General features: G+C 28.7%; 25 protein-coding genes. 7 read left to right on the forward strand and 18 right to left on the reverse strand.

The window, feature by feature from the left end:
* Window positions 1-8: 8 nt before the first annotated feature.
* The 6 genes from rseP to secA all read right to left on the reverse strand — a co-directional run bounded on the left by rseP (window position 9) and on the right by secA (window position 7,403).
* Window positions 9-1,049, reverse strand: a complete 1,041-nt coding sequence (gene rseP / locus DZ64_RS0100100; RefSeq protein WP_035002971.1) for an RIP metalloprotease RseP — start codon at window positions 1,047-1,049, stop codon at window positions 9-11.
* Window positions 1,042-1,596 carry a CDP-diacylglycerol--glycerol-3-phosphate 3-phosphatidyltransferase gene (gene pgsA / locus DZ64_RS0100105; RefSeq protein ID WP_035003217.1) on the reverse strand — a complete coding sequence of 185 codons (555 nt, stop codon included), beginning with the start codon at window positions 1,594-1,596 and terminating at the stop codon, window positions 1,042-1,044. The genes rseP and pgsA overlap by 8 nt, the downstream gene beginning before the upstream one ends.
* Before the next feature lie 32 nt (window positions 1,597-1,628).
* A complete protein-coding gene (locus DZ64_RS10285) occupies window positions 1,629-2,402 on the reverse strand; it encodes an enoyl-ACP reductase (RefSeq protein WP_035002973.1) in 774 nt (257 codons plus the stop codon).
* The gene (gene dapA, locus DZ64_RS0100115) at window positions 2,395-3,258 is read right to left on the reverse strand and encodes a 4-hydroxy-tetrahydrodipicolinate synthase (protein WP_024788963.1); all 864 of its coding nucleotides are present in this window, start codon (window positions 3,256-3,258) and stop codon (window positions 2,395-2,397) included. The genes DZ64_RS10285 and dapA overlap by 8 nt, the downstream gene beginning before the upstream one ends.
* A gap of 256 nt (window positions 3,259-3,514) precedes the next feature.
* The gene (locus DZ64_RS0100120) at window positions 3,515-4,711 is read right to left on the reverse strand and encodes an ABC transporter permease (protein ID WP_024788964.1); all 1,197 of its coding nucleotides are present in this window, start codon (window positions 4,709-4,711) and stop codon (window positions 3,515-3,517) included.
* Window positions 4,712-4,754: 43 nt separating this feature from the next.
* Complete coding sequence (gene secA, locus DZ64_RS0100125) at window positions 4,755-7,403, reverse strand: preprotein translocase subunit SecA (protein ID WP_024788965.1); 2,649 nt, start codon at window positions 7,401-7,403, stop codon at window positions 4,755-4,757.
* Between the two features lie 116 nt (window positions 7,404-7,519).
* Here secA and lolA point away from each other — a divergent pair, with 116 nt between their 5' ends.
* Window positions 7,520-7,972: a LolA-like outer membrane lipoprotein chaperone gene (gene lolA / locus DZ64_RS10290; protein ID WP_236618702.1), complete on the forward strand. Its 453-nt coding sequence runs from the start codon at window positions 7,520-7,522 to the stop codon at window positions 7,970-7,972.
* Here the strand turns inward: lolA and DZ64_RS0100135 are convergent.
* From DZ64_RS0100135 to DZ64_RS0100150, 4 genes are read right to left on the reverse strand one after another with little or no spacing between them, the layout of a single operon-like run.
* Window positions 7,956-9,536 (reverse strand): Na/Pi cotransporter family protein, encoded by a 1,581-nt coding sequence (locus DZ64_RS0100135; RefSeq protein ID WP_024786688.1) that lies wholly within the window; start codon window positions 9,534-9,536, stop codon window positions 7,956-7,958. The two genes, lolA and DZ64_RS0100135, sit on opposite strands and share 17 nt — an antisense overlap.
* Window positions 9,536-10,288, reverse strand: coding sequence for an inositol monophosphatase family protein (locus DZ64_RS0100140; RefSeq protein WP_024788967.1), 753 nt, complete (start codon window positions 10,286-10,288; stop codon window positions 9,536-9,538). Before DZ64_RS0100140 ends, DZ64_RS0100135 begins: the two co-directional genes overlap by 1 nt.
* Window positions 10,289-10,343: 55 nt before the next feature.
* Window positions 10,344-11,588 carry a bifunctional DedA family/phosphatase PAP2 family protein gene (locus tag DZ64_RS0100145; RefSeq protein WP_024786689.1) on the reverse strand — a complete coding sequence of 415 codons (1,245 nt, stop codon included), beginning with the start codon at window positions 11,586-11,588 and terminating at the stop codon, window positions 10,344-10,346.
* Window positions 11,566-12,267: an EI24 domain-containing protein gene (locus DZ64_RS0100150; protein ID WP_024786690.1), complete on the reverse strand. Its 702-nt coding sequence runs from the start codon at window positions 12,265-12,267 to the stop codon at window positions 11,566-11,568. Before DZ64_RS0100150 ends, DZ64_RS0100145 begins: the two co-directional genes overlap by 23 nt.
* Window positions 12,268-12,384: 117 nt before the next feature.
* Here DZ64_RS0100150 and DZ64_RS11270 point away from each other — a divergent pair, with 117 nt between their 5' ends.
* The 6 genes from DZ64_RS11270 (at window position 12,385) to DZ64_RS0100185 (ending at window position 17,639) form a co-directional block, all read left to right on the forward strand.
* On the forward strand, window positions 12,385-14,175 hold the full coding sequence (locus DZ64_RS11270) for a glycosyltransferase (protein WP_024786691.1): 1,791 nt from the start codon (window positions 12,385-12,387) through the stop codon (window positions 14,173-14,175).
* Window positions 14,172-14,456 carry a DedA family protein gene (locus tag DZ64_RS0100160; protein ID WP_024786692.1) on the forward strand — a complete coding sequence of 95 codons (285 nt, stop codon included), beginning with the start codon at window positions 14,172-14,174 and terminating at the stop codon, window positions 14,454-14,456. Before DZ64_RS11270 ends, DZ64_RS0100160 begins: the two co-directional genes overlap by 4 nt.
* A 62-nt stretch (window positions 14,457-14,518) precedes the next feature.
* Complete coding sequence (locus DZ64_RS0100165) at window positions 14,519-14,806, forward strand: hypothetical protein (protein WP_024788968.1); 288 nt, start codon at window positions 14,519-14,521, stop codon at window positions 14,804-14,806.
* A gap of 179 nt (window positions 14,807-14,985) precedes the next feature.
* Window positions 14,986-15,540 carry an LssY C-terminal domain-containing protein gene (locus DZ64_RS11700; RefSeq protein ID WP_255327390.1) on the forward strand — a complete coding sequence of 185 codons (555 nt, stop codon included), beginning with the start codon at window positions 14,986-14,988 and terminating at the stop codon, window positions 15,538-15,540.
* A complete protein-coding gene (locus tag DZ64_RS0100175) occupies window positions 15,537-16,427 on the forward strand; it encodes a ChbG/HpnK family deacetylase (protein ID WP_024788969.1) in 891 nt (296 codons plus the stop codon). Before DZ64_RS11700 ends, DZ64_RS0100175 begins: the two co-directional genes overlap by 4 nt.
* Window positions 16,428-16,577: 150 nt before the next feature.
* Complete coding sequence (locus DZ64_RS0100185) at window positions 16,578-17,639, forward strand: L,D-transpeptidase (protein WP_024786696.1); 1,062 nt, start codon at window positions 16,578-16,580, stop codon at window positions 17,637-17,639.
* Between the two features lie 74 nt (window positions 17,640-17,713).
* On the opposite strand, the gene DZ64_RS0100190 is transcribed toward DZ64_RS0100185, so the two are convergent.
* The 8 genes from DZ64_RS0100190 to DZ64_RS11280 form a co-directional block, all read right to left on the reverse strand.
* Entirely contained in the window at window positions 17,714-18,226 is a 513-nt protein-coding gene (locus DZ64_RS0100190) for a hypothetical protein (protein WP_024788970.1), read from the reverse strand.
* Window positions 18,223-18,981, reverse strand: coding sequence for an ABC transporter permease (locus DZ64_RS0100195; RefSeq protein WP_024786698.1), 759 nt, complete (start codon window positions 18,979-18,981; stop codon window positions 18,223-18,225). The genes DZ64_RS0100190 and DZ64_RS0100195 overlap by 4 nt, the downstream gene beginning before the upstream one ends.
* Entirely contained in the window at window positions 18,978-19,886 is a 909-nt protein-coding gene (locus tag DZ64_RS0100200) for an ABC transporter ATP-binding protein (RefSeq protein WP_024786699.1), read from the reverse strand. The genes DZ64_RS0100195 and DZ64_RS0100200 overlap by 4 nt, the downstream gene beginning before the upstream one ends.
* A gap of 18 nt (window positions 19,887-19,904) precedes the next feature.
* Window positions 19,905-20,669: a membrane protein gene (locus DZ64_RS0100205; protein ID WP_024788971.1), complete on the reverse strand. Its 765-nt coding sequence runs from the start codon at window positions 20,667-20,669 to the stop codon at window positions 19,905-19,907.
* A 78-nt stretch (window positions 20,670-20,747) separates the two neighbouring features.
* Window positions 20,748-22,046, reverse strand: coding sequence for a cell wall metabolism sensor histidine kinase WalK (locus DZ64_RS0100210; protein WP_024786701.1), 1,299 nt, complete (start codon window positions 22,044-22,046; stop codon window positions 20,748-20,750).
* Window positions 22,036-22,692 (reverse strand): response regulator transcription factor, encoded by a 657-nt coding sequence (locus DZ64_RS0100215; RefSeq protein WP_024786702.1) that lies wholly within the window; start codon window positions 22,690-22,692, stop codon window positions 22,036-22,038. The genes DZ64_RS0100210 and DZ64_RS0100215 overlap by 11 nt, the downstream gene beginning before the upstream one ends.
* Window positions 22,693-22,701: 9 nt before the next feature.
* Window positions 22,702-23,148, reverse strand: a complete 447-nt coding sequence (locus DZ64_RS0100220) for a PepSY domain-containing protein (RefSeq protein WP_024786703.1) — start codon at window positions 23,146-23,148, stop codon at window positions 22,702-22,704.
* Window positions 23,149-23,475: 327 nt separating this feature from the next.
* Window positions 23,476-24,723, reverse strand: a complete 1,248-nt coding sequence (locus DZ64_RS11280; protein ID WP_024786704.1) for an OprD family outer membrane porin — start codon at window positions 24,721-24,723, stop codon at window positions 23,476-23,478.
* Between the last annotated feature and the right edge of the window lies 1 nt (window position 24,724).

Raw genomic sequence — 24,724 nt, forward strand, 5'->3', positions numbered from 1 at the left:
ATTTCTCCTTAATGAATTATTCTCATTATATCGTTAAATATTCCAATTATCATAAGAGCGCCTAAAACAGCCCAGCCTCCTATTGTGAATTTTATCATAATTTCTTCGCTTATTTCTTTTTTAAACAAAGCCTCGTATAAATTGAACATAATATGACCACCGTCAAGTGCCGGAATAGGCAGCAAATTTAAAACTCCCAAATTCACACTCAAAAGCGCCGTTAAAAACAGAAGAGGAATAATCCCCATACTCGCAACTTTAGCCGTTACATCCACTATTCCTATCGGTCCGCTTATTGTATTTAACCCTATCGCACCGGTTATCAGTTTTTCAATACCTTTGAAAATAAGCCCTGCGTCGTTTAAAAATTTCTGCCAGGCTACAACAGAGGCTTTTATTATAGAATAATGAACTTTTATAATTTTTCCGCCAGGGGAAATACCTATAATTTTTCTTTTTATCGGTTCGTTAAAAATATTTTTAGTAATAATTGTTTTAGGCTTAATAGTTAACATAATAATTTTACTCTTTCTTTTAACTCCCAAATTGACTTTATCACTGTTTTGTATCAACACCGGAATTTCATCCCACGATTTTATTTTTATACCATTTACTTCAATAATTTCATCACCTTTTTTTAACTGATGAAATACCGGGGAATTTTCCATAACATTTCCGATAACAGGTGCAAGTTTCGGCCATCCTGCAACTGCGACAGACAAATAAATCAAATATGCAAGCAGAAAATTAAAACCTGGTCCCCCTAAAAGAATTAAAATTCTCTGCCATGGACTTTTAGAAGTGTATGAATCCGGATCATTTGATTTCAAAGCCGGATTTGAATCATCCTGACCTTTCATCTGAACATAACCGCCCAAAGGAACAGCACTTAAACACCAGTTGGTATCCCCTATTTTTTTACAAATCAGTTTTTTCCCAAATCCTATAGAAAAAACTTCAACTTTTACACCTACTAATTTTGCCATTAAAAAATGACCTAATTCATGAAAAAATATTAAAAAAGATAATATAAGTAAAGCGCTAATCATTTTGATTCTTTATATATGCTAAAACATAATCCATTCCGCTATATAACGTTAATATTACGGCAATCCAAAGCAATAAATTCGCAAAAGGCCAGTTCATTATTAAAAATCCAATAGCAATCATTTGAAAAACAGTTTTTATTTTTCCGGCAAATGAGGCTTTTACACACATTCCCTCTTCTACCATAGCAATTCTAAGACCTGTAATAAAAAATTCTCTAAGAAGTATTAAATATATTGCCCATGCATTTGCCCTGTGTAAAAACAACAAACCTAAAAAAGCACCAAGTACCAGCATTTTATCGGCAAGAGGGTCAAGAATTTCACCAAGTTTGCTGATTGCATTAAAATTTCTTGCAATAAAACCGTCAAAAAAATCGGTTATGGAAGCCACAACAAACAAAAGAACTGCAAAATAATCAAACCAGCTTGAATCAATTCCGCTGAATAAATTTCTGTTTACTAAAAAGAAATACATTAAAAGAGCTAAAAAAACTCTTGAAAAAGCCAGTAAATTCGGGATATGTTTAAGTTTTTTTTCCCATCTCATATTTTTTTGAAGATTTATATTATCTTCCGTAATCAACCTATTTTCCCTCCAAACGTTGTGCCTCCGTCAACAATAACGGTTTCTCCTGTTATCCAGCTTGCTTCATCGCTGCATAAGAAATAGACAATTCCAGCCAAATCTTCAGGCGTCCCCATTCTGTTTAGCGGACTTCTAATTTCTACCGCTTTTTTTACCTCCTCATAATTTGGAAATGCACGCAATGCATCAGTATCAATAGGCCCTCCACTTACAGCATTAACCCTGATTCCAAATTCTCCAAGCTCAGCCGCAGCGTATTTTACCATGGTTTCAACCGCAGCTTTGCTTGCACCATGTCCGGCGTAATTAGGGGTATAAACAAGATTTCCTGTAGAACTCAGCGAAATAATACTTCCGCCTCTTTCTTTCATTCTTTTTGCCGCTTCCTGGGCGCCTACAACAAAAGCGCTTACAGTGGCTGTAAATATATTGCAAAGGCCTTTTGGTTTTAACCTCATAAAAGGTCCGAAACCTCCTACGACCGCCCTGCCGCTAATTATTGCATTTGAGACAAAGAAATCTACCCTATCAAAATCCTCATCAATTGTCTTAAATAAATCTTTATATGTTTCGGGCTCAAGTATATTTAATTGATAAGCCTTTGCTTTTATATTATATTTTTCTTTCCATTCACTTGCCAGATTCTCGGCAATTTCTTTATTTGAATTGTATGTAAATGCTATATTTACACCTTCTTTTGCGAACCTCTCGGCAATAGCTTTTCCTATACCCCTTGTTGCTCCACTTATAACTAAAGTTTTATAAATACTTTTTAATTACTTCTTTAATTTTTACCTGTGATTCTTTACAAGGTGCTGTTAAAGGAAGTCTGTATTCAAGAGATGGAATAAGCCCTGCTTCATACATTGCAAATTTTATAGGGATTGGATTACTTTCAATAAATAAAACTTTGTTAATCTCATACAATTCTTCATTTATTTCTTTTGATTTTTCATATTCACCTTTTAAGGCAAGATGAATAAGTTTTCCAATTTTATCCGGCAATAAATTTGATGTTACAGATATGCATCCGCTTCCCCCTGTTGCCATAATGGGATAATTTATTGCATCTTCACCGCTTATTACGCTTATACCTGATTTTGATTTTAAAGCCACCACATTTTCAATTTTTCCGGTTGCCTCTTTAATTGCAACAATATTTTCAACATCATTAAACAGTTTTACAGCCGTGTCAACTTCGATATTAGAGCAGGTTCTGCCCGGAACATTATATAAAACCACAGGAATAGAAATACTGTTTGCCAGTGCTTTATAATGCTCATAAAGACCTTTTTGGGTGGGCTTGTTATAATAAGGGGCTACACTCAAAATTGCATCAGCGCCTTTACTTTCAGCAAATTTAGCTAAATCTATCGCTTCATGAGTGGAATTGCTTCCCGCCCCTGCTATTACTTTTGCCCTTCCTTTACACACTTCAACCGCTATTTCAATACATCTTTTGTGTTCATCATGTGTTAAAGTTGCACTCTCCCCTGTGGTACCCACAGGTACAACACAGTCAATTCCGTTAACTATCTGCCTTTCAATCAGTTTTGCATAAGTCTCTTCATCAACTTTTCCGTTTTTTAACGGAGTGATTAAAGCAGTCATTGCGCCTTGCATTTTATTCCTTTTTTTTGCAATTATATCAAACTTTATCAATGACTAAATGGTAAAATATATAAGAATAACTACAAAGCTAAAAATATAACAGCTTCAGAGCTTCATTTTGCTAATGCACCGCTCAAATTTTGCTAAAAATTGCAAACAGCAAGCGCCCTGACGGGTTGAGTGCAATTTTTTAGACGCAAAATTTTCGTTAAACTCCGCAATGCTGTAATATTTTTATTTTTTCGTTATTTAGTTAGTGCCTCAAACTTTATTCATATCTTAATGTTTCAAGCACATCGGTTTTACTTGCCTTAAGCGCAGGATAAAATGACGCAAAAAGGACAATTACAAAAGCTCCAAAAATAATCAAGTTAAAATCTGTAAAACTGAGATTAATCGGTAATTTACTGACCCCGTAAACATCCGCCGGAAGTTTGATTATATCAAATGTCTTCAAAACCCAAATACCAACTCCTCCTACCAAAGCCCCGCTAATTATACCTATAAGCCCCACAATAAGTCCAAGTCTTAAAAAAACAGCTTTAATCTCTTTTTTTCCGGCACCCAGACTCATCATTAAAGCAATTTCTTTTCTTTTACTCATAATCATCATAAGAAGTGAACTAATAATATTAAGCGAAGCCACAATAATTATAAGCATTAACACTAAAAACAAAGCTCTTTTTTCCATTTTTAAAGCTGCAAAAAAATTGCCGTTCTGCTGCCACCATCCAATTACTCCGATACCGGGAGGAAGTATTTTTTTTATTTTTTCAATGTCTTTAAAAGGATTGGGAGAGTAAATATGAATACCGCTGTAAAAATTTTGATGTAATATTCTTTTAAGACCTTCTATATTCATATAAGCTATTCCTTTGTCATATGCCACAAGGCCGCTGTTAAAATAAGAGACAATTTTTACTTTTTTAATAATAGGAGAAATACCAAATCCAAGAGGAGTAATTTTTGAAAAAATCATTATAATTTTTTCACCTTTACTTATACCAAGGTCAGAAAAAAGCCTTTTTCCAAGTACTACATCAAAAAGTCCTGTTTTATCAATTCCATTTATAGCATTTTTAAAAATATAATTAATATTTGCTTCTTTTTTAAAATCCACCCCATAAAGAAGCACCCCGTTTAAATTGCTACTGTTTTGAACAACCGCCGATGTTTCGATATAGGGTGAATATTTAAACTCAGGAAAGTGTTTTTTTAAAAGTTTTAATGTTGAATCATCAACATTCACTAATGATGAATAAACAGTTATGGGATAATTCATAACTTTCAGTTTTTTTTCAAACTCCCTGTCCATTCCGTTCATAATCCCCATTGCTATCATTAAAGTCGCAACACCGGTTAAAATACCAAGAAAAGCGAGAATAAAACTTATATATATAAAAGGATGTTTTTTATCAAACCTTAAATATCTTTTAATTATAAAATTTACAAATTTTTTATTCATTTTACTACTCACAACTCACTACTCACCACTCACTACTCACTATTTAAAACCTAGGGCTTTTCCCACAGCAGTCTTTATATTTTTTACCGCTTCCACAGGGACAGGGGTCATTTCTTTTTACTCTTTTTTTCTCCTGTTTTGCTTCAAATTCGGCCTGCAATCTTTTGGTTTCCTCATCTAAATTATTAATTATTTCATTTACATCTTTTTCTTCCATATTTTCCGGTATTTCCGGAATTTTATTTAAAATATCTTCAACTTTTTTACCTTCAATTGCTTTCATAAACTCTGCGATATCAGGGTCAATTTCTGGCATTTGGTATTCTATCTGTAAATTGTGCAGTATTTTGGAACTTTCAACTTTTATTCTTTGAATTAATTCTTCAAACAAAGTAAAACTCTCTTTTTTATATTCAACAAGAGGATCTTTTTGATTATATCCTCTAAGCCCTATTCCTGTTTTTAATATATCCATCATATATAAATGGTCTCTCCAGCTTTCATCAAGTACCTGAAGTAAAACCTGTCTTAAAATCCTTTGCCTGTCTTCTTTGCTTGCTTCTTTAAATTTTTCTTCGAATTTGTTTTGTAGTTTTTCTGTTATATAATTTTTTAATGAATCATAATCTTTATTTTTCATCTCTTCCAAAGAAAAAACAATTCCCGTATATTCTTTCAAATGAGAAATCAAATTTTCATAATTTATGTCGTCTTCCTGCATTTCCGGAAAAACTTCGCTCTCATTTAAAATATATTCTACAAAATCCTCTCTCATTTCTTTTATTTTATTTTCAATATCAAAATTTGTATCAAGTATCTGGTCTCTGAATTTATAAATAACTTTTCTCTGTTCATTTGCGACATCATCATATTTTAAAATGTGCTTTCTTGCTTCAAAATGCATATTTTCAACTTTTTTCTGTGCATTTTCTATGGCACGGGAGACTAATTTGCTGTCAATATGCTCACCCCTTTCAATACCGAGTCTTTCCATAATTCTTTTTATTCTGTCACTTCCGAAAATTCTAAGTAAATCATCTTCAAGTGAAAGATAAAACTGGCTTGCACCCGGGTCTCCCTGACGGCCGGAACGGCCTCTGAGCTGATTGTCAATTCTTCTGCTTTCATGCCTTTCGGTGCCTATAATATATAATCCTCCGAGTTTTTTAACTTCATCGTCTATTTTGATATCAACTCCCCTACCGGCCATATTAGTAGCAACTGTCACAGCACCTTTTCTTCCGGCCTGGGCGATAATTTCCGCTTCTTTCTTATGATGTTTTGCATTAAGCACAGTATGAGGTATTTTTTCTTTTTTAAGAAGCCTGCTTAAATATTCGCTTTTTTCTACACTTGTAGTCCCGACCAAAACGGGCTGACCTTTTGTATGAAGTTTTTTTATTGTTTTTACAACGGATTCAAATTTTTCTTCTGCCGTTTTATAAACCAAATCGTTTAAATCTTTTCTGATTACCGGCATATTAGTCGGTATTGAAATAACCTCAAGTCCATAAATTTCGATAAATTCAGTAGCTTCTGTTTGAGCAGTTCCTGTCATACCGGCCAATTTTTCATAAAGCCTGAAATAATTTTGATATGTGGTTTCCGCAAATGTTTGTGATTCTTCCTGTATTTCCACACCCTCTTTTGCTTCAAGAGCCTGATGAAGCCCTTCGCTAAATCTTCTGCCTTCGGCAATTCTTCCTGTAAATTCGTCAACTATTAACACCTCGCCTTTTCTTACAATATAATCTTTTCCGTTTTGAAAAAGATAATTAGCCTTTATGGCCTGGTCAAGATGATGGGCCAGAATGGCATTCTCAGGAGTATAAAGATTTTCTACACCAAAAAGTTTTTCAGCTTCTTTTATTCCTTCTTCCGTCAATAAAACAACCTTGTCTTTTTCATCAACTTTAAAATGCTTATCTTTTACCATTTTTTTGGCAACCTCGTCTGCTTTTAAATAATCTTCAACCCTTTTATTAGCCGGTCCTGAAATAATAAGAGGGGTTCTTGCCTCATCAATTAAAATACTATCAACCTCATCCACTATGGCATAAAAATGTCCTCTTTGAACCTTATCATTTATATCAAAAACCATATTGTCTCTTAAATAATCAAATCCGAATTCCGAATTGGTACCGTAAGTAACATCACATTCATAGGCCTTTTTTCTTTCACTTTCCTCCATTCCTGAAATTACAACACCTGTAGTTAATCCAAAAAATGAATAAAGCTCTCCCATCTGAGTGGCGTCCCTTTTTGCCAGATAATCATTTACTGTTACCACATGAACGCCCCTGCCAAGCATTGCATTAAGCACAACGGGAAGAGTTGCAACAAGGGTTTTACCCTCCCCCGTTTTCATTTCGGCAATTCTTCCTTCATGCAATACCATTCCCCCTACAAGCTGCACATCGAAATGCCTCATATTAAGTACTCTTTTACTTGCCTCCCGCACCATTGCAAATACATCATTTAAATATTTATCAAGCACAATATTTTTATCTTCTTTTTCCACCTCTTTTAACGCATTTTCTCTTATTTTATTAAATTCGTTTTTTATTTCTTCATCACTCATCTTTTGATATTTATCTTCTAATGCATTTATATCTTTTACTCTTTTAAAATATTTTTTTAGTTCCCTGTCGTTTTTTGTACCGAATATTTTCCTGAACACATGTTTTACCATTAAAAAAGCCTTTGCAAAGTTTTTTGTTATAATAACATATTCTTAAGTGAAAAGTTAAAAATGAAAAGTGAAAAATGTTTTTATGAAATACATTTTTATTAATTTTTATTATTACTATTTCAAATGCCCTAAATTTACCAAAAGAATTTAAAGCCAAATTCACCCAGTATATATATTCTAAAGACAAAAAATTAACTTATAAAGGAATAGTTATACTTAAAAACAATGAAATTTACTGGAAATACACATATCCTAATATTAAAGAGATATGGATTAAAGATAAAGTTTATATTTATGAGCCTGATTTAATGCAGGTTACTATTTCAAAAAAAGCGAAATTAAATCTTTTTAAGATATTAAAAAATGCTAAAAAACTTGATAAAAATTTATATGTTGCAATTAATAACAAAAAAGAGATATATTTTATTTATGATAAAACTCTTAAAAAAGCATGGTATACGGATGATATCGGAAACAAGGTTGAAATTTATTTTAAAAAAACAAATAAAAACATTTCTATTCCACCGCTTAATTTTCCAAAAGATATCGATATTATTTATCAGAATTAAGAAGCATAATATTTCTAAGTGATTTAATGTAACTTTTGGATAAATGCAGCATATTTATCATTATTGCGTTAATTTCGGCACTTACTTTTGAAGTTTTGGAAATCAGTTTGATTATATCGCTTGCCCTTTTATATGATTTGGCAATCTGGTCATATATATTTTCTATTTCCTCATACACATTTTCCCCGTTTAAATATTTTCTGAATAAAATTGTGGCTTTTAAAATCTGATATCTAATATTTTGTAAAAATTCTTCAAGCCCTTCTTCTTCATAAATTTTTTCAATATCTCCCAGCATATCTTTTATGGATTTTACAGCGGTAGCTAGATACATTGTTTTTTTAAACAGTTTTACAATATTTTCATCCTGATTCAGCTGTGATATAAATTTATAAATTTCCCCTTCTATTTCCCTGATTTCATTATACAGTTTATTAAAATCGACATCAATTAATTCGCTGTTTTCTTCTAAAATTTTATCTATAGACTTATCTGTTTTAGAAGGAGGGACAAATATCGCAAGAAGAGCGAAATTGCTGACTTTTTTGGCAAGCCTGTTTATTTCTTTGTTCAAAGCGTCGAGAGCTAAATTTAAAATATTAATGTCAACTGCATTTATATACTTAACAACACTTCTTTTTTTATCTTTTATTATTTTTTTAAGTAATTTTGAATAAAAATCAATAAAAGGAAACCATATAATTACGCCCAAAACATTAAATAACGTATGAAAAAATGCTATTTTTAAAACATTGTCCAGCCCGTTCGTAAAATAAAGGGTAATTTCAACCAGATATTTAATAAAAATAAAAGCAACCACCCCTACACTTATATTAAATAAAACATGAGCTAAAGCAAGCCTTTTTTTATCTGAATTTCCTTCAATAGAACCTATTACAGCGGTAACAGTAGTACCAATATTCGCACCTATTACAAAAGCGGCTGCCATTTTAAAATCAACCACACCGCTAAAAAGCGCACTCTGGATTATTGCAATAGAAGCAGAACTTGATTGAATAATTCCTGTTATTATAAAACCGACCAGTAAAAAAACAATTAAAGGATAATTCTTAAATTCGTTTATATCAATATTTTTAGAAAAACCCTCCATTGCATCTTTCATAATTTCAAGTCCGTAAAACAAAAGTCCTACAGCAAACACTAAAAGCAAAATTCTTTTTATTTTTTCATTTTCTATCAAAATACTAAATCCGCCAAGACCAATAAAAAAATAAAAAAGAGGTGTTAAATTAACTTCAAATCCAAAAACAGCAACTATCCATGCTGTAAATGTCGTCCCTATATTCGCCCCGAAAATCACTGCAACAGCATTTTCCAGATTAATTAACCCGACACCGATTAAAGAAAGAATTATTAAAGTTATAAAAGACGAGCTTTGAAAAAGAGCTGTAAAAAATATTGAAGAAAAAAACGCTTTTATTTTACCGCCTGTGAGTTTATTAATAATTTCTTTAAAGGATTTTGATGAAAGTTTTCTTAAAATATCTTCAAACAGATATATTCCGAATAAAAAAAGTCCAAGACCTGCCAGAGCCTGAAGCATCAGAAATACTTTAAAAATTTTATATGAATAATTCCATTACTTGCAATTATGCATTTATCTTCAAACATATTATATTCGCTTCCTTTTTCATTACTAACCTTGCCTCCGGCTTCACTTAAAATAATAATCCCTGCACTTACATCCCAGGGCTTCAGATTTGTTTCATAATATCCGTCAAATTTCCCTTCAGCCACATAACATAAATCTAAAGCCGCACTTCCAAATCGTCTAATATCCTGGCATTTTGGCAAAATTTTTGAGAGTTTTTCAATCACCCAGTTTAAATCATCCCTGTTTTCAGCACCCGAATATGGAAAACCTGTTGCAATCAATGCCCTCCCAAAATCACTGAATTTACTGACTTCTATTTTTTTACCGTTTTTATATGCGCCGCCTCCAGCCTCGGCATAAAAAAGTTCATCCAAAACAGGATTATAAACAATACCGAATCTTGGTTTTTTTTCTTCATAAACGCCCACACTTATTGCACAGTGAGGAATTTGATGAAAAAAATTGGTAGTTCCGTCAATCGGATCTATTATTATTGAATTGTTAAACTCTTCTTTTGTCGATTCTTCCGCAATAATGGAATAATTAAATTTTGAAAATTTTTCTTTTAAAAACTCTTCTATTTTTATATCGTAATTTGTAACTAAATCTTTTTTACCTTTTAGACTTACTTCTTTAGCCGAATAAAACCCTTTTTTAAATATCTCTCCCGCCTCTTTTATTATTTGAATAAATTTTTCCATAAGAAACCTTTTTAAGAAATTATACAGTTTTTACTATAAAACTTAAAAATATTACTTATTTTAATTTATTCATTACCAATTTAAAAACCATTGCCATTAAACTGACCCAAAAAAGCCCAAGTCCAATTCCTGCTATTACATCACTTAGATAATGAACATTTAAATAAACTCTTGTAAATGAAATTAACAGAGGATAAATTATACACAAAATAAGCAGTATTTTTTTATTCACTTTATCTTTAAAAATTAAATATAAACTAAAAGCAAGTGCTGTACTTAATGTGGCGTGACCTGATGGGAAAGAATAACCTCCTACTTCTATTAAATAATGCGGGGGCCTCGGTCTTTTTACTATATTTTTAATAATTTCAAATAATACCGCCGCACCTGAAACTGACGAAATAAAGAACAAAGCTTTATAATATAATTTTTTAAAAATTAAAAATAAAACTATTAAAATTATAATCATCGTAACTTCCAAAGGATTATCAAGAGATGTTATAAAAATCATTATTTTATTAAGTAAAGGATTGTAAATTTCATGAATATGTGAACTTATGTAAAAATCCCATTTTGTAATTAATTCCAAATCGGTTACATCTTCAAGCATTTTAAAAAAAAGATAAAGCCCGAAAATGTTTAAAATTAAAAGTTTTGTATCTTCTTTTTGAAAAAATTTTTGATAATGTTTGTAAAATTTATATATAAAATAAGCAATAATTGTGGCGGCTAAAACCCCAAGACCGAAATATTTTCCATAAATTTCAAATATATCGCCTAAGAAATATCCGCCCAAAATAAAAACAGACGCCCAGAAAACTCCTGTTAAAATATTTGCAAGAACAAATTTTTTAAAATTAGCCTTATTTGCACCGGCTAAAAATGGGACAATCCAGCGGGTTATACTGGTAGTCCTTCCTATAAAGAGGGCTTTAATTAAATTATCGTTTATTAAAAATTTTATTTTGTTATATTTTTGGGGTGTAATTTTTAATTTTTTAGCATGACTTTTTATATATTCTTCTCCTAATTTCCTGCCTAAATAAAACCCTATTATATCACCTATAAGCAAGCCTAAAAATGCAGTTAAAATAGCTATTTTTAAATCTACAATCCCTTTGTATGCGAAAATCCCTAAAATAACAGTATAAGTTTCCATTGGAAAAAACATTCCCAAAACCGGCAGGGATTCAATAATTGAACCGACAAATAAAACACTAAGCAGTATTAAATTAACTGTATCTTTTGGGAAAACAGACATGTAATTAAAAAATTGTTCAATAAGCTGATGCAGATTCATTTCTGATTTCCTTTAATTTATTTAAATTGAAATGTGTAAATAAAATTAATTGGATAATATAAACAAAAACACCAAAAAGGGGAATTAAAAATAAAGCAGCCAAAATAAATGATAAAACCAAAATAGAAAATTTATATCTTTTTTTAATAGTAAAATATTCTTTTTTATCAGCTATCATCGCTAGTGAATCATAAAAAAGGGGTTCTTTAATTAAAATTACCCATAAAATAAGATGTACCAACATATTTAATCCAGGTACAAACATTAAAGGCAGTGCAATAATAAACAATATAATAAATATAATATTATATTTTAATGAAACAACAACACTTCCTATAAATCTTCCAAAGCCGTTTGTTTTTAGATGATAATATTTTTCATTTATTCTCTCAACAATTTTATCTGCTATAATACCTGCAATCATAACAGATGTTATAATTAAAAGCTCATAATAAAGCAGTATTCCACCTATTGCTTCAACCAAATTGGCTATAAAATTATTAGTTCCTATAAAAGGAATATGAGAAATTATAAAAAGTATAAAATTATGTATTTGAGTGTGAAACACAAAAAACACAACTCCCCAAAAAAATGCCGCAATAATTATTGGAATAAGCGAAGTTAATAATATTTTTTTATCAAACAAATCTTTTATAGATTTTATAAATATTTCAATCATAAATCTCCTTTGTACCTTATTTTTAAAATATTAATAGTTTATACTGAAATGAAAATGAAATTTTTTTCATTATCATTTCATTGGCTCTATTTATAATAAACAAAAAAAAGGTAAAAAATGAAAAAAGCGCTTTTTGCAATAAGTTCACTTGGACTTGGACATGCAACAAGAACACTTCCTGTTATAAAACATTTTGCAAAAGAGTATAAAATTGATATTATAAGCTATGCAAATGCTTTGAATTTCTTAAAAGAGGAACTAAAAGAATATAATAATATTAATTTTATTGAAATTGAGGATTACCCTCCGCTTGAAAGAGGTGATGGAATTTGTTATTACCTTTATTTAATACAAGATTTGATAAAAACAAATTTAATAATAAAAAAAGAAAACAATTTTGTAAAAACCTCTTCGCAAAATTATGATTTTATTTTCAGTGACGGAAGATACGGAATTTATTCAAAAGAAATACCATCGTTTTTACTTTCTCATCAAATATCATTTGCAGTTGATAATTTTTTTAAATATTTTAAATTTTTAAGTGATATAGGTAATATTTTATATTTCAGGAATTTTAATACAGTTTTTATACCTGATTTTGAAGATATCAAATTTTCATTAGCCGGCAGACTTTCCCACAATTATCTAACCAAATTTTTTAATCATAAATACATAGGTATACTCTCTTCTTATAAAAAAATGGACTTGGAAAAAGACATAGACTATCTGTTTGTTATAAGCGGATATCTGTTAGAGAAAAAAGAACATTTTATATCAAAACTTATTGAAGAAGCTAAAAAACTTGAAGGTAAAAAGGTTTTTGTTTTAGGTGATCTTACAAAAAATGAAATTAGACAAATAAAAGAGCATAATATAACAATTTATCCAAATGTAACTAAAGAACTTAGACTTGAACTTTTCAACAGAGCTAAAAAAATAATTTCAAGAACAGGCTATACAACTATTATGGATTTGGTTGAAATTGAAAAAAAAGCAATTCTGTTTCCTACAAAAAACTCATCCGAACAGGAATATCTGGCCAGATATCATAAACATAAAGGATATTTTGTTATTGGAGATGAAGATAATTTTGATTTAACAGAACTTGACGCACAGACTCAAAACATAAAACCTTTTGATTTTCCATCAAAAACAAAAGAAGCCATTAATTTAATAGATAAAACCGTTAAATCGTATTTTAAAAAAAATTTTTTTTCAATTATTATCCCAGTGCATAATGAAGAAAAATATCTGCCAAAAGTTTTTGAAAAATTATCAGAAATTGAATATGAAAATTACGAAATTATTGCAGTTGAAAACGGCTCAACAGATAACAGCTATAAACTTTTAAAAGAATACGAACAAAAAAATAATAAATTTAAAGTTTATAAAAGCAAAAAAGGCATATCTATTGCAAAAAACGAAGGTTTGAAACATATTTCTCAAAACAGCGATTATGTTATTTTTTTAGACTGCGACACATATTTTGAAAAAGATTTTTTAAATGAGCTTAATAATTTTTTAAATAAAAACAGTAATAAACCTTATTATATAGGAACCACTTCAATAAAACCGTCTGATAGTAATTCAATTTATGATAAATTATGGTTTAAAATTTTTGACATTTTTCATAAATTTACTAAAACTTCATATTCTATTCAAATTGCAAAAAGCGATATTGCTAAAAAAATCGGGTTTGATGAAGAACTTAATTTTTCCGAAGATTTAAAATTTATAAAATATTTATTGATCTACGGTGATTTTTTCTTTGTAAATACAGATAAAGTTTATTCATCAACAAGACGTTTTATAAAAAACGGATATTTTAAAACTGTTTTTGAATGGATTTTACAGGCAGTTATGCCTAAAAGCAAAAAAAGAAATAAAGAATATACAATTTACAGATGAGCGAATTAATAAATCATTTTATAAAAATATTAATTGAATACAAAGAAATAGCGTATTTTATTTTATTTTTCGGTTCTATGCTTGAGACCGTTATAGGTTTTTCGTTTTTTATTTACGGAGAAATTGTTTTTTTAAGCGGCGCAATTTTGGCCGGAATGGGAATACTAAATATCTGGATTGTAACATTTGTTTTATATCTTGGAGGGATAGTTGGAGATAATATAAGCTATTTTTTAGGCAGAAAATATGGAATGCAGTTATACTTTTTAAATATTTTATAAACAAAAAAAATTATAAAAAAGGTCTGAAAATATTCAGGCGTTATGGAGCTTTTAGTGCATTTATGGGAAGGCTTTTAGGACCTCTTTCATGGGTGACGCCTTTTATTTTAGGTGTTTATAAACTTGATTATAAAAAATTTCTTCCTTTTGAAACAGCAGGAGTGATAATAGGTATAGGCCAGTTTATTATAATAGGCTATCTTTTCGGCAGACATTTTGAAAAAATTCTGAGCTTTGTTTCAGGATATTTTATATTTGTTGTTTTTATCTTATTGATTTGTCTGTTATTATTTTATTATTTAAAAAAAATAAAATTTTTTCATAATTTAAAAAAACATAAAAATATTTAATCAAATATTTAACAACACATTCTACAGTTTTTTTAATTATTTCCACAATAATTTATTTTTCTTTTCTCTTTTTTATATTTTTTATTAACCAGCCGCATAAAACACATTACAACCCCCATCCGTATAATACTAAATTACTTAAAAAAATAAAATCTTGCAAAAATCTCGGTACATATTACATTGATAATCCAAAACATATAATACAGCCTATAAATATTATTTTAATCTCTAAATTATCTTTAAGTGAAATTCTAAATCATGACTGGATAAAAAACGATATTTTCGGTCATAATCATATCTCTTTTAGAGAATATATTAATCTTTTAAAAGATAAAGTACCGCCAGTAAGTTCATTATATTTTTTAGGTGTGTCTCAAAATTTTGCTTATCAGTATAAAAGTAATTCACTTTCTAAAAGAGAGCATATAAGATTTTGGATTTTTAAAGATAAAAACAGTTCATTTAAAAAATATTATGCAACAATTTCATTTGATAACGGATATGATTTTACTTTTTATCATTATTTTTTCACTCCTATTCATAAAATATCTAAAAATATCGATAAAAGCAGGGATTTTTTCTATAAATATCTAAAATCAAGAAAAGATTTAAATGTTAGTTGTAAATATATTCAGACAAAATGCAAAATAAAAGAGATAAAAGGCGACAATGAAGCAAGTGAAGAGCAGATGTTTTATACAGACGGTAAAATTTTGGAGTGTAATATAAAATGAAACAGATATTTATCCACGCAGATGACTATGGCAATACAAAACATATATCAGAAGTTATATGTAAATGTATAGATGAGGGGGTATTAAATTCTGTAAGTATTATTGTAAACAGTGATGCATTAGATTATTCACTGCAATTAATTAAAAATAAAAACATCAGAAAAGTGCTTCATCTAAACATCACAGAAGGCAAACAGCTTTCAAAACAAAATTTTCATTATTTAACCGATAACAAAGGATGTTTTTTTAGAAGTTGGCAAAGACTTTTTTTTGAATACTATTTTTTATGGAATGAAGATAAAAGAAAAGCTATAAAAGAGGAGATAAAAGAAGAGTTTAAAAATCGGATTATATTGTATTGTCAAAAGCTAAATACAAAAGATATAAATATTGATTCTCATCAGCATTTTCACACAATCCCTTTTATTACAGATATTTTAATTGAATTAAAAAATGAAATGGATATAAAGATTTTAAATATAAGAGTTCCCAAAAGTGATTTCGTAATATCTATTAGTTCATTTGATGATTTGGTAAAATATTTGGGAATACCTGTTTTTGTATTTTTGTTATTAAATAAATTATCAAACAAAATGATTAAAAAATTTCAAAAAGAAAATATAAAACATAATGATAAATTCGTTAATACCCTGTTTTGTGGAGATATGAAACTGAAAACTATCAAAAAAGAGATAAATAATGCAAAAAATTCCAATAATATAGAAATATTACTTCATCCCGGATATATTTCAGAAGAAGAAGCGAAAGAATTTGAAGAGAATCAGTTCAAAAAATGGTATCTGCATAAAAACAGAAAAAAAGAGAAAAATTTATTGTTGTCTAAAGAGTTACAAATTTTTGTAAATAGCTTTAGATACAATTTATAATTTATTTACTTTTAGAAAATTTTTTACAATTTCTTCACAAATAATTACTCCTTTTTCATCTTTTTTAACGTTTTTTATTACAAAATTTATATTTAATTTATTTTGCAACTATAAAATTTTATAAAAAATTTTTGTTTAAAGGATAGCAAAATGAATTTAATTAACAAAAATAATTCATTAAAATTTACCTTTATTAAAACGCTTTTTATACCGGCTTTTACGTTTAATAACTTGCATGCATTTAATTACTCACAAACAATGTCAAAACATTATAAAGTCAAAGATTATGTAGTAGAAAAATTTTTATCGCCTGTTTTAATGGATAAAAGTATTTTAAAAATAAGAACATATTATACAAAAAAAGCTCCTTATTTACATATTCACACTATTTTTGTAAAAGAAAACTTTCATAATTTAGGACTATATAATTGGAATAATAGATTTCATTCTTATATAAATATATTAGATAATAAACCATTAATTCTAAAACCCAAAACAATATACTTGATATCAAAAATTAATTTTACAAATAAAAATGATGACATTCCTGATTTAAGAAATTTTACAACCAAAAAATTAAAAAATTATTTAATTCATTCTAAATTTTTATATCATTCTATATCTTATAAAAATTTTCTTTTTTATAGAAATATAATTAGAAAATTAATCAATGATAGATTAATATACCTAAAAAACAAAGAGTTTATATTTTTGGTAGATAGAGGAATTCAAAAAGCCTTTATTTTTAATTATAACAAAAAATATAATAATATTAGCTATATAGGCTCTTCAAAAGTATCAACAGGAAATCCGAGATTAAACAGCAGAAATGACAGATATTTTCAAACACCCATTATGATTATCAATAGAAAAAAATATCTCAGAGGTGACTGGAAGACAGATAAAACAAATTTTCAAGAATATGGAGCAAAAAATAATAGAATTTTTTATTTGGGAAAACACAATATACCTATAGATGATAATTCGCATATTTTTAGAGAAGTGCATTTGGCAATACATTCTACAAATCCTATAGATACTAAATTATTGGGTCACAAAGCTTCAAGGGGATGTATTAGAATTAGTTCTAATTTGGACAAAATATTAAATAAAAGCGGTATTATTGATGGTAAAAAAGGTAAATATGTAATTGTGATAGATTCTTCATTGAAATTAAAAGATAATATCAAACTGATTAAAAAATTTAGATAATATTTATTTCGTTTCTCTTTGAGAATGATTTATTCATCAAAGAGAAACGATTTTTGAAAATGCTTTTAATGCAGTTATTTGATTTTGCGTCTGCGCCACCACAATATTATCATAACAAAAATAATAATAAAAGGAACACCTATAGCTACAGGTAATATTCTTGATGGGACAACTGTTTTTTTAGGTGCTACATAAAAATGCACAATACTACTTGTTAATGGTTTGTTGCTATCAGGCAAAACAGCTGTAACAAAAAGTCCGTAATGACCTGAATTAATCAAACGAATAGTCCAGTTAGTTTGATATACCCCTTTAATAGGTAAACTGGAGATATGAACAGCCTTTTGTGCAGCCCAATCTTCCAAATCTACAGGATGTTCTTTCCCTTTATCTAAATTTACCAATGATAAATAAAGAACCACACCTTTTAGCTCACTTTTTGAGTTATTTGTAATAGTGGAATAAAATGTTGGTTTATCCCCCATTTGTAATGTTTTAGACAATTTTTCCGCTTTAAAATCAATAGAAACACTTTGAGCATACAGGGAAAATGACATAATTAAAAGAAATAAAATAATTTTTTTCATAATAATCTCTCCTTTTTAGTGGTTTTAACGACAATAACAATAGATACAATTGCATATATTAGAATAATTCCCATTCGGATTGCCTGAACAGAAAATGGTTCACTATCAATAATTACAGAATCTAATATATTTATCGCATCACCAAACGGATTTACATAATCCATAATTTTACCAAGCCCTGCTTTTCTCATTACCGGGGAAATAAGTAACGGAGTAGATGAAATAAGCACTATAGCAAGCATAATCATCAAACTGTTTTTCATACTGTTTATAAATTGAGATATTAAAATAGCAACAGATGTATAAATAATACTAAGCATCCAACCAATAAAAAAAAGATATACAAGTCCAACCACAACATTTTGCCCGCTACTTCCAACAGCTACAAAATATGGTAATCCTATAAAAAACAGTAAAAAGTAAAGAAATGATGAAAAAGCAAGCTTAGAAAGAATAATCTGTTTAGCGTCAATAGGGGTTATTAGTAATGTTTCAAGTGTTCTGCGCTCTCTTTCACCTGCAATAGCATCACTGCCGTAAACGGAAGATATAAGCATCATTAAAGCCAGTACAATTCCGCTTATCATATATAATGCCTGTGCATTGTCTAAAAGACTCAATTCCGTATTGGTAACCAAAAGTATAGAAAAGAGAGACAGTATAACAGATACCGCTAAGAAATAAAAAAGACCCTTTACTGAAAAAAACAGTTCCCCAAACTCTTTTTTAATTAAAGTTTTTGAAAAAGACATCATTTTACACCCCCTGTTACTTTAAAATAAAGATACTCCAAAGAACCTTCCAAAGCAATTGCTTGATTGATTTTTATACCTTTACTTAATAAATTTTTTAAAGCGGTATCAGGAGTAATATTGTTAATTTCACATTCTATCCATGACTCTTTTTTATTTATAAAATGAATATTTTCACTTTCACACTCTTTGGGGTTAAAATCCGCATCCGATATTTCATAACGAAATCTATAGTGCTTCTGTTGTGTGCGCTCATGTAAAGCACCCTCATATTGTAAAACACCATTAGCCAAAATTCCTATACGATTACATAAACGCTCAACATCATCCAATATATGTGTTGAAAGTATAACAGTAGTCTTGTTGTTACAATTAATCTTTAAAAGCAGATTATGAATTTCTCTGCGGCCTTTTGGGTCAAGTCCATTGGTCGGTTCATCAAGAATAAGAAGTTTAGGATTGTTTACTAAAGCCCTGGCAAGCCCCAGCCTTTTACGCATTCCCTGAGAATATTCACCAACAATTTTATTATCTTCAGGATCAAGACCGACACTTTCGAGTAAGCTCTTTATTTTTTGAGTGCTTGTATCAACACCATATAAATCTGCAAAAAACTGAAGATACTCTACATTTTTCATCCAGTTATATGCTTCAAAAAACTCAGGTAATGCATTAATCTCCTTACTTAACTTATGTATATTTTTTTCTAATGTTTCTCCATAAAGAAACACCTCTCCTTTTTCATATGGAAGCAAGCCAAGAATTACTCGAATGAGTGTACTTTTACCTGCTCCGTTTGGTCCAAGAAGACCATAAATTTCACCCTGCTTGATACTCATATTTAAACCTTTTAGAACTTCACTGATTCCGTAAGATTTATGTAAGTTTCTAATATTGATTGCATCCATAATATTTCCTTTTATATTTTAATCCTCAGCCGGTATTACATCCACTTTGCTAACAGTTAAATAAGCAACTACTGCTATGATAATGCTTAAGAATATAGTATTTACAACTCCTGCACTAATACCAAAACCTCCATCTACCGGTGCTTGAATTAATAAATCACCTAATGATGCTCCAACTGGTCTTGTAACTATAAATGCAAGCCAAAATGCTGTAACACCGTCTAACATTTTCATATAAAATAAAATACCAGCCAATACAAAAATACCGCCAAATAACATTAAAGAATTTAAGTAACCAAAATTTAAATGTTCAGATACAGTATCGCCTACAGCAGTTCCAAGTGCAAAAGTTATAAGAACTATAAGCCAGTAAAAAATCTCTCTTCTGTCATTTGTGATTTTATGAATAGAAAGAGTTCCTTCTTCTTTGTACCACAAATAAAATCCTGCCAACATAGCAATAGTAAATACCACATCAAGCGTAATTAAACTAACGCCTAATCCATCAACAAGTAAATCTGAGATTAAAGTCCCTTCAATACTCATCATAACTATCAAAAACCAGTATGCAGGTGCATAATATTTTTTTAATTTCAAATCCCAAATAACAGAACCTATTGTAATAACACCCATTAAAATAGTCGTTCCTACCAGTCCAACACCTAAATCCACATTAACAAAATCAGCAACAGTCTCTCCAACTGTTGTAGATAGTATTTTAACTATCCAGAAAAATACCGTTAAACCGGCAACTCTGTTAATTGTTGTACTTGCATTATTCATTTATTCACTCCTTGATTAGATTATTTTCAATAAAAGTTTACAAGGGTAAAATAAATCAAAAATAAATAATAATTTTTTTCATAAAATTACTGTTACTATAGTGCCTTTATTGAGTTGTGAAACAATTTGAAGATTACCGTCAATTAAATTTAAGAAGTTTTTAACAATAGAAAGCCCGAGTCCATAACCTTCTATTTTTTTATTTCTGCTTTCATCAGTTCTGTAAAATCTTTCTGTTATTTTATCTATTTTATCACCAGGTATTCCAATCCCTTCATCCTTAACAATAAAATATACTTTTTTATTTTTTAAATATAATGAAATGTAAATATTTTTCCCACTTGGAGTATATTTAACAGCATTATCAATAATATTTTTAAAAATAGTTTTAATTAAAAAGCAATTTGTTTCTTTTTCAATTTTTTCAAACTTCAATAATTCAATATTTATATTTTTTCTTTGAGCTGTTGAAGCATATTTTTCTATTACATCAAGTAAAATACTGTTAAAATCGCATATTGAAAATGTTTTTTTTACACTATATTTGTCATATTTTGTTATTAACAATAATTCGTTAATTATCGTTTCAATTTTTTGTATTTCAGTTTGTAATGTTTTTAAAGTATTTTTATAATATTCAATGTTTCTTTCTTTTTTTAACGCTAATTCAATGCTCATATCAATTACAGTTAAAGGAGTTTTAAGCTCATGAGAAACATCGCTATTGAATTTTTCAATTCTTTCAATACCGTTTTTTAATCTTTCTATCATATTATTAAAATTATCAACAAGTTCATCTATTTCTTTACCGTTATTTGAAAAATTTATATAAGAATTCAAATTATTTATATTTATTTTTCTTACTGTTTTATTAATTTGTTTTATAGGATTTAAAATTTTATTTAAAATATTATTTGCTAAAAAAATAAAAAGAATTAATAATAACACTTCAAGAAAAATTAAAATAGAGATAAAGCTTTCCATATTATCATCAAAATTATTCTTAGCAATTAAAATATAACGGTTATCATCTTTTAAAGCATAAAACACATCTTCATGACCATTTGTATGCAGGGCAAAAAAATTTTTTTTATTTTTTATACGAGTTAACAAAATTTTATCTTTTATTTCAAACTTCCCAAATTTATAAATTACTTTATTGTTTTTTACAATTAAAAAAGGATATTTAAATTTTCTGTTTTGATAGTTTTCAGAGTTTTCAATTTTTGATGCTTGTGTATATAATTCATTTTTGATATTTGAAATATTTTTTTGTTTTAAAAGGATATAAAAAGAAATTGTAAATATTGTAAATAATATAAATGAAACTAATCCAAAATACAACAGTATTTTTATTTTTATACTTTTATGTTTCAATTTTATAACCTAAACCTTTTATACTTTTTATAAAATTTTTACCAAGTTTTTTTCTTAAATGGTAAATTATTACAGGTACTAAATTACTTTCATTAATTTTTTCATTATTCCATAAATATTCTTCTATCATCATTTTAGAAACATAAGAGTTTTTTCTTTTTACAAGTAACATTAAAAGTTCGTATTCCTGTGCCGTCAAATCAATAATTGAAGATTTTTTTTTAACAATTTTCTTATCTGTATCAATAACAATATCTTTTATGCTAATAATATTTTGTCCGTTTAAAACCATTCTTCTATAAATAGCTTCTATTCTTGCCTGCAATTCCTGAAGGCTAAAAGGTTTGGGCAAATAATCATCAGCACCTGTTTTCAATCCTTTTATTTTATCTTCAATATCACCTTTTGCCGTAAGCATTATAACGGGTGTTGTAATATTTTTTTCTCTTAATGTTTTTAAAACATCAATACCGCTCTTTTCAGGCAGCATCCAATCTAAAATAATAACATCATATTGATTTAGTATTGCCAAATATTCACCATCTGCTCCATTTTGCGCAATATCAATAATAAAGCCTTCCTCCTTTAAATGTTCTTTTAATAAAGAGAGGATGTTTAAATCATCCTCTACAATTAAAATTTTCATTATTGTTTCCTAATTGTCATTATTGTCATTTCCGTTATCATTTTCACTTTCGTCACTGTTGTTGATATTTTCTTTATTGTCCATTTGATCAGAATCATCAACTTTATCAGAAACAACACTTAGTATTTTACCATTACCTGAGTCCACATATATATCTGTAGTTTTATTATTACTAAAAACTTCTGCTTTATACACTAAGTTTCCATCTATATCCTCAAGCTTAATACCAGTTATTTTACCGTTATGAAAACTGTTTTTAATTTTTTTAGCTACATCTAAAGCACCTATTTTTGCATCTTTTTTTTCACTGATTTCTGAACCTGCAATTTGAATGGAACTTTTTATTACTACATCTTTTCCACCATCATCATTTGTTTCAATGTCTCCCGCCATTGCTACACTTCCAACTAAACCTAATATTACCATACTTTTAACAAAATATGAATTTTTTTTCATGTCAAATCCTTTAATGTTTTTTTTATTGCAGCCAAATTATATATCTTCTAAATAAATCAAAAATAAAAAAATAATTTTTATTTGAGTTTTTCTTATAAACAAGAATCATTTAGCACTAATTTAATAGAATCTTTAAATTTCGTTAAAAAAAACAGAATATGAAGGCTTATTCCATTCAAAGTAGTAGCTTTTAAAATATTTTCCTTCAGTAGAGGAGGTTATTCAAAAATTTAAAAGCCCCAGAGCAAGAAATTATTATAATGAATGCTATTAGTATGAAGTTGATTGTCTGCTTTTAATATCATAAAAACAGACAATCGGAAAGTTTTAGAAATTATAAGTCAAATATAATCTATAGTTTTTAACTGGATTTTTATCATATTCAACATCTTCAAAGTGGAATTTTACTCCAAGACCTTTTAGAACATTTTTAAATTTATATGAAGCAATTAAATCATAAGCATTTAGATCTTTTCCACCGTTTAATGTTCCGTTTGAACCTACCATGTAATCAGTATATCTTCCCAAAAGCATTATTTTTTTAGCAAATTTATATTTTAAATTTAAAGATAAAGCATTTACATCTTTTTGATAATTTTCAAGACCTATGATGTCACCTGCGTATGCCCAATTTGATGAAATACCTACACCTGAGACCATACCTTTGTCCTTATTGGCTATCGTATAGCCTAAACTTGTAATAAAACCATTGTATTTTGTCGCCAATTTAAATCCTAAAAGATCTCCACTTACACTGTTATCATTGTCAACATTACTTGAGCCGTATTGGATTCCTGCAAGCATACCAAGACCGGCTGCTTTAAATTTATATTCAGCTTGAGCAAGAGCTACGGAGATATCACCCATATTATCACCTGTTTTGGCTATGGTTGCATTTTTTATTTTTAAATATTGTCCTGTTAGTTTTAAACCTTTTATAGTTTGATTTTGTACTAATGCAGTCCATATACCATCACCCAAAGTATACTTATATTTTGCTCCGTACATAAAAATCTTTTTATCGAATTTACCTACACCTCCCCCATTTGCACCTTTAAAGTTTGTTCTTGTTAAATATTTATCAACGTAACCGACAAATATTTTAGTTTTCGGCAACTCTTTTGTAGTAGCAGTATAACCTTCAAAAGATTCGTGGATTATTCTTGAACCGTTACCTGCAAGAAGAGGAGTTTGAATAAATTGTCTTCCTATTTTAAGCGAACTTTTTTTATATTTATATTTCAAATAAGCCTCTTCCAAGACAGCTCCCGGACCATAAAGATCTGCCTTATAAAAGTTTTTTGCTTCTGAGCTAGCCCAAGGGGAATCACTGCTTTGAAATCTAAAGCCGGCACTAAATCCATAAAAATCACCAGTTACATAATTTAGCATAACACCAAGACTCAAAATACTTTCTTTACCTTTTGAGCCTTTATCTACATTATAATTTATAGCTTTTAACTGGCCTTTAATTTTTCCATTTTTAAACGCATCACTTAAAGAGTCTCCCGCATTTGCACTCATAGCCAATGTTGCCAAAACCACTAAGCTTAAACTTATATTTTTTAATTTCATT

This window comes from Lebetimonas sp. JH292 (assembly GCF_000523275.1).
In the GTDB taxonomy this organism is placed as follows: Bacteria; Campylobacterota; Campylobacteria; order Campylobacterales; family Nautiliaceae; genus Lebetimonas.

Excerpts from the sequence above, each read along its gene's own strand:
- DZ64_RS11280 (WP_024786704.1), bottom strand. The coding sequence starts at position 24,723 with ATGAAATTAAAAAATATAAGTTTAAGCTTAGTGGTTTTGGCAACATTG.
- DZ64_RS0100160 (WP_024786692.1), top strand. The coding sequence starts at position 14,172 with ATGAGCGAATTAATAAATCATTTTATAAAAATATTAATTGAATACAAA.
- DZ64_RS0100175 (WP_024788969.1), top strand. The coding sequence starts at position 15,537 with ATGAAACAGATATTTATCCACGCAGATGACTATGGCAATACAAAACAT.
- DZ64_RS11270 (WP_024786691.1), top strand. The coding sequence starts at position 12,385 with ATGAAAAAAGCGCTTTTTGCAATAAGTTCACTTGGACTTGGACATGCA.
- DZ64_RS0100140 (WP_024788967.1), bottom strand. The coding sequence starts at position 10,288 with ATGGAAAAATTTATTCAAATAATAAAAGAGGCGGGAGAGATATTTAAA.
- dapA (WP_024788963.1), bottom strand. The coding sequence starts at position 3,258 with ATGCAAGGCGCAATGACTGCTTTAATCACTCCGTTAAAAAACGGAAAA.
- secA (WP_024788965.1), bottom strand. The coding sequence starts at position 7,403 with ATGGTAAAACATGTGTTCAGGAAAATATTCGGTACAAAAAACGACAGG.
- DZ64_RS0100185 (WP_024786696.1), top strand. The coding sequence starts at position 16,578 with ATGAATTTAATTAACAAAAATAATTCATTAAAATTTACCTTTATTAAA.
- DZ64_RS0100120 (WP_024788964.1), bottom strand. The coding sequence starts at position 4,711 with ATGAATAAAAAATTTGTAAATTTTATAATTAAAAGATATTTAAGGTTT.
- DZ64_RS0100215 (WP_024786702.1), bottom strand. The coding sequence starts at position 22,692 with ATGAAAATTTTAATTGTAGAGGATGATTTAAACATCCTCTCTTTATTA.
- DZ64_RS0100145 (WP_024786689.1), bottom strand. The coding sequence starts at position 11,588 with ATGAATCTGCATCAGCTTATTGAACAATTTTTTAATTACATGTCTGTT.
- DZ64_RS0100150 (WP_024786690.1), bottom strand. The coding sequence starts at position 12,267 with ATGATTGAAATATTTATAAAATCTATAAAAGATTTGTTTGATAAAAAA.
- DZ64_RS0100195 (WP_024786698.1), bottom strand. The coding sequence starts at position 18,981 with ATGATGTCTTTTTCAAAAACTTTAATTAAAAAAGAGTTTGGGGAACTG.
- DZ64_RS0100205 (WP_024788971.1), bottom strand. The coding sequence starts at position 20,669 with ATGAATAATGCAAGTACAACAATTAACAGAGTTGCCGGTTTAACGGTA.
- DZ64_RS0100200 (WP_024786699.1), bottom strand. The coding sequence starts at position 19,886 with ATGGATGCAATCAATATTAGAAACTTACATAAATCTTACGGAATCAGT.
- rseP (WP_035002971.1), bottom strand. The coding sequence starts at position 1,049 with ATGATTAGCGCTTTACTTATATTATCTTTTTTAATATTTTTTCATGAA.
- DZ64_RS0100165 (WP_024788968.1), top strand. The coding sequence starts at position 14,519 with ATGGGAAGGCTTTTAGGACCTCTTTCATGGGTGACGCCTTTTATTTTA.
- DZ64_RS0100135 (WP_024786688.1), bottom strand. The coding sequence starts at position 9,536 with ATGCTTCAGGCTCTGGCAGGTCTTGGACTTTTTTTATTCGGAATATAT.
- pgsA (WP_035003217.1), bottom strand. The coding sequence starts at position 1,596 with ATGAGATGGGAAAAAAAACTTAAACATATCCCGAATTTACTGGCTTTT.
- DZ64_RS0100190 (WP_024788970.1), bottom strand. The coding sequence starts at position 18,226 with ATGAAAAAAATTATTTTATTTCTTTTAATTATGTCATTTTCCCTGTAT.
- DZ64_RS0100220 (WP_024786703.1), bottom strand. The coding sequence starts at position 23,148 with ATGAAAAAAAATTCATATTTTGTTAAAAGTATGGTAATATTAGGTTTA.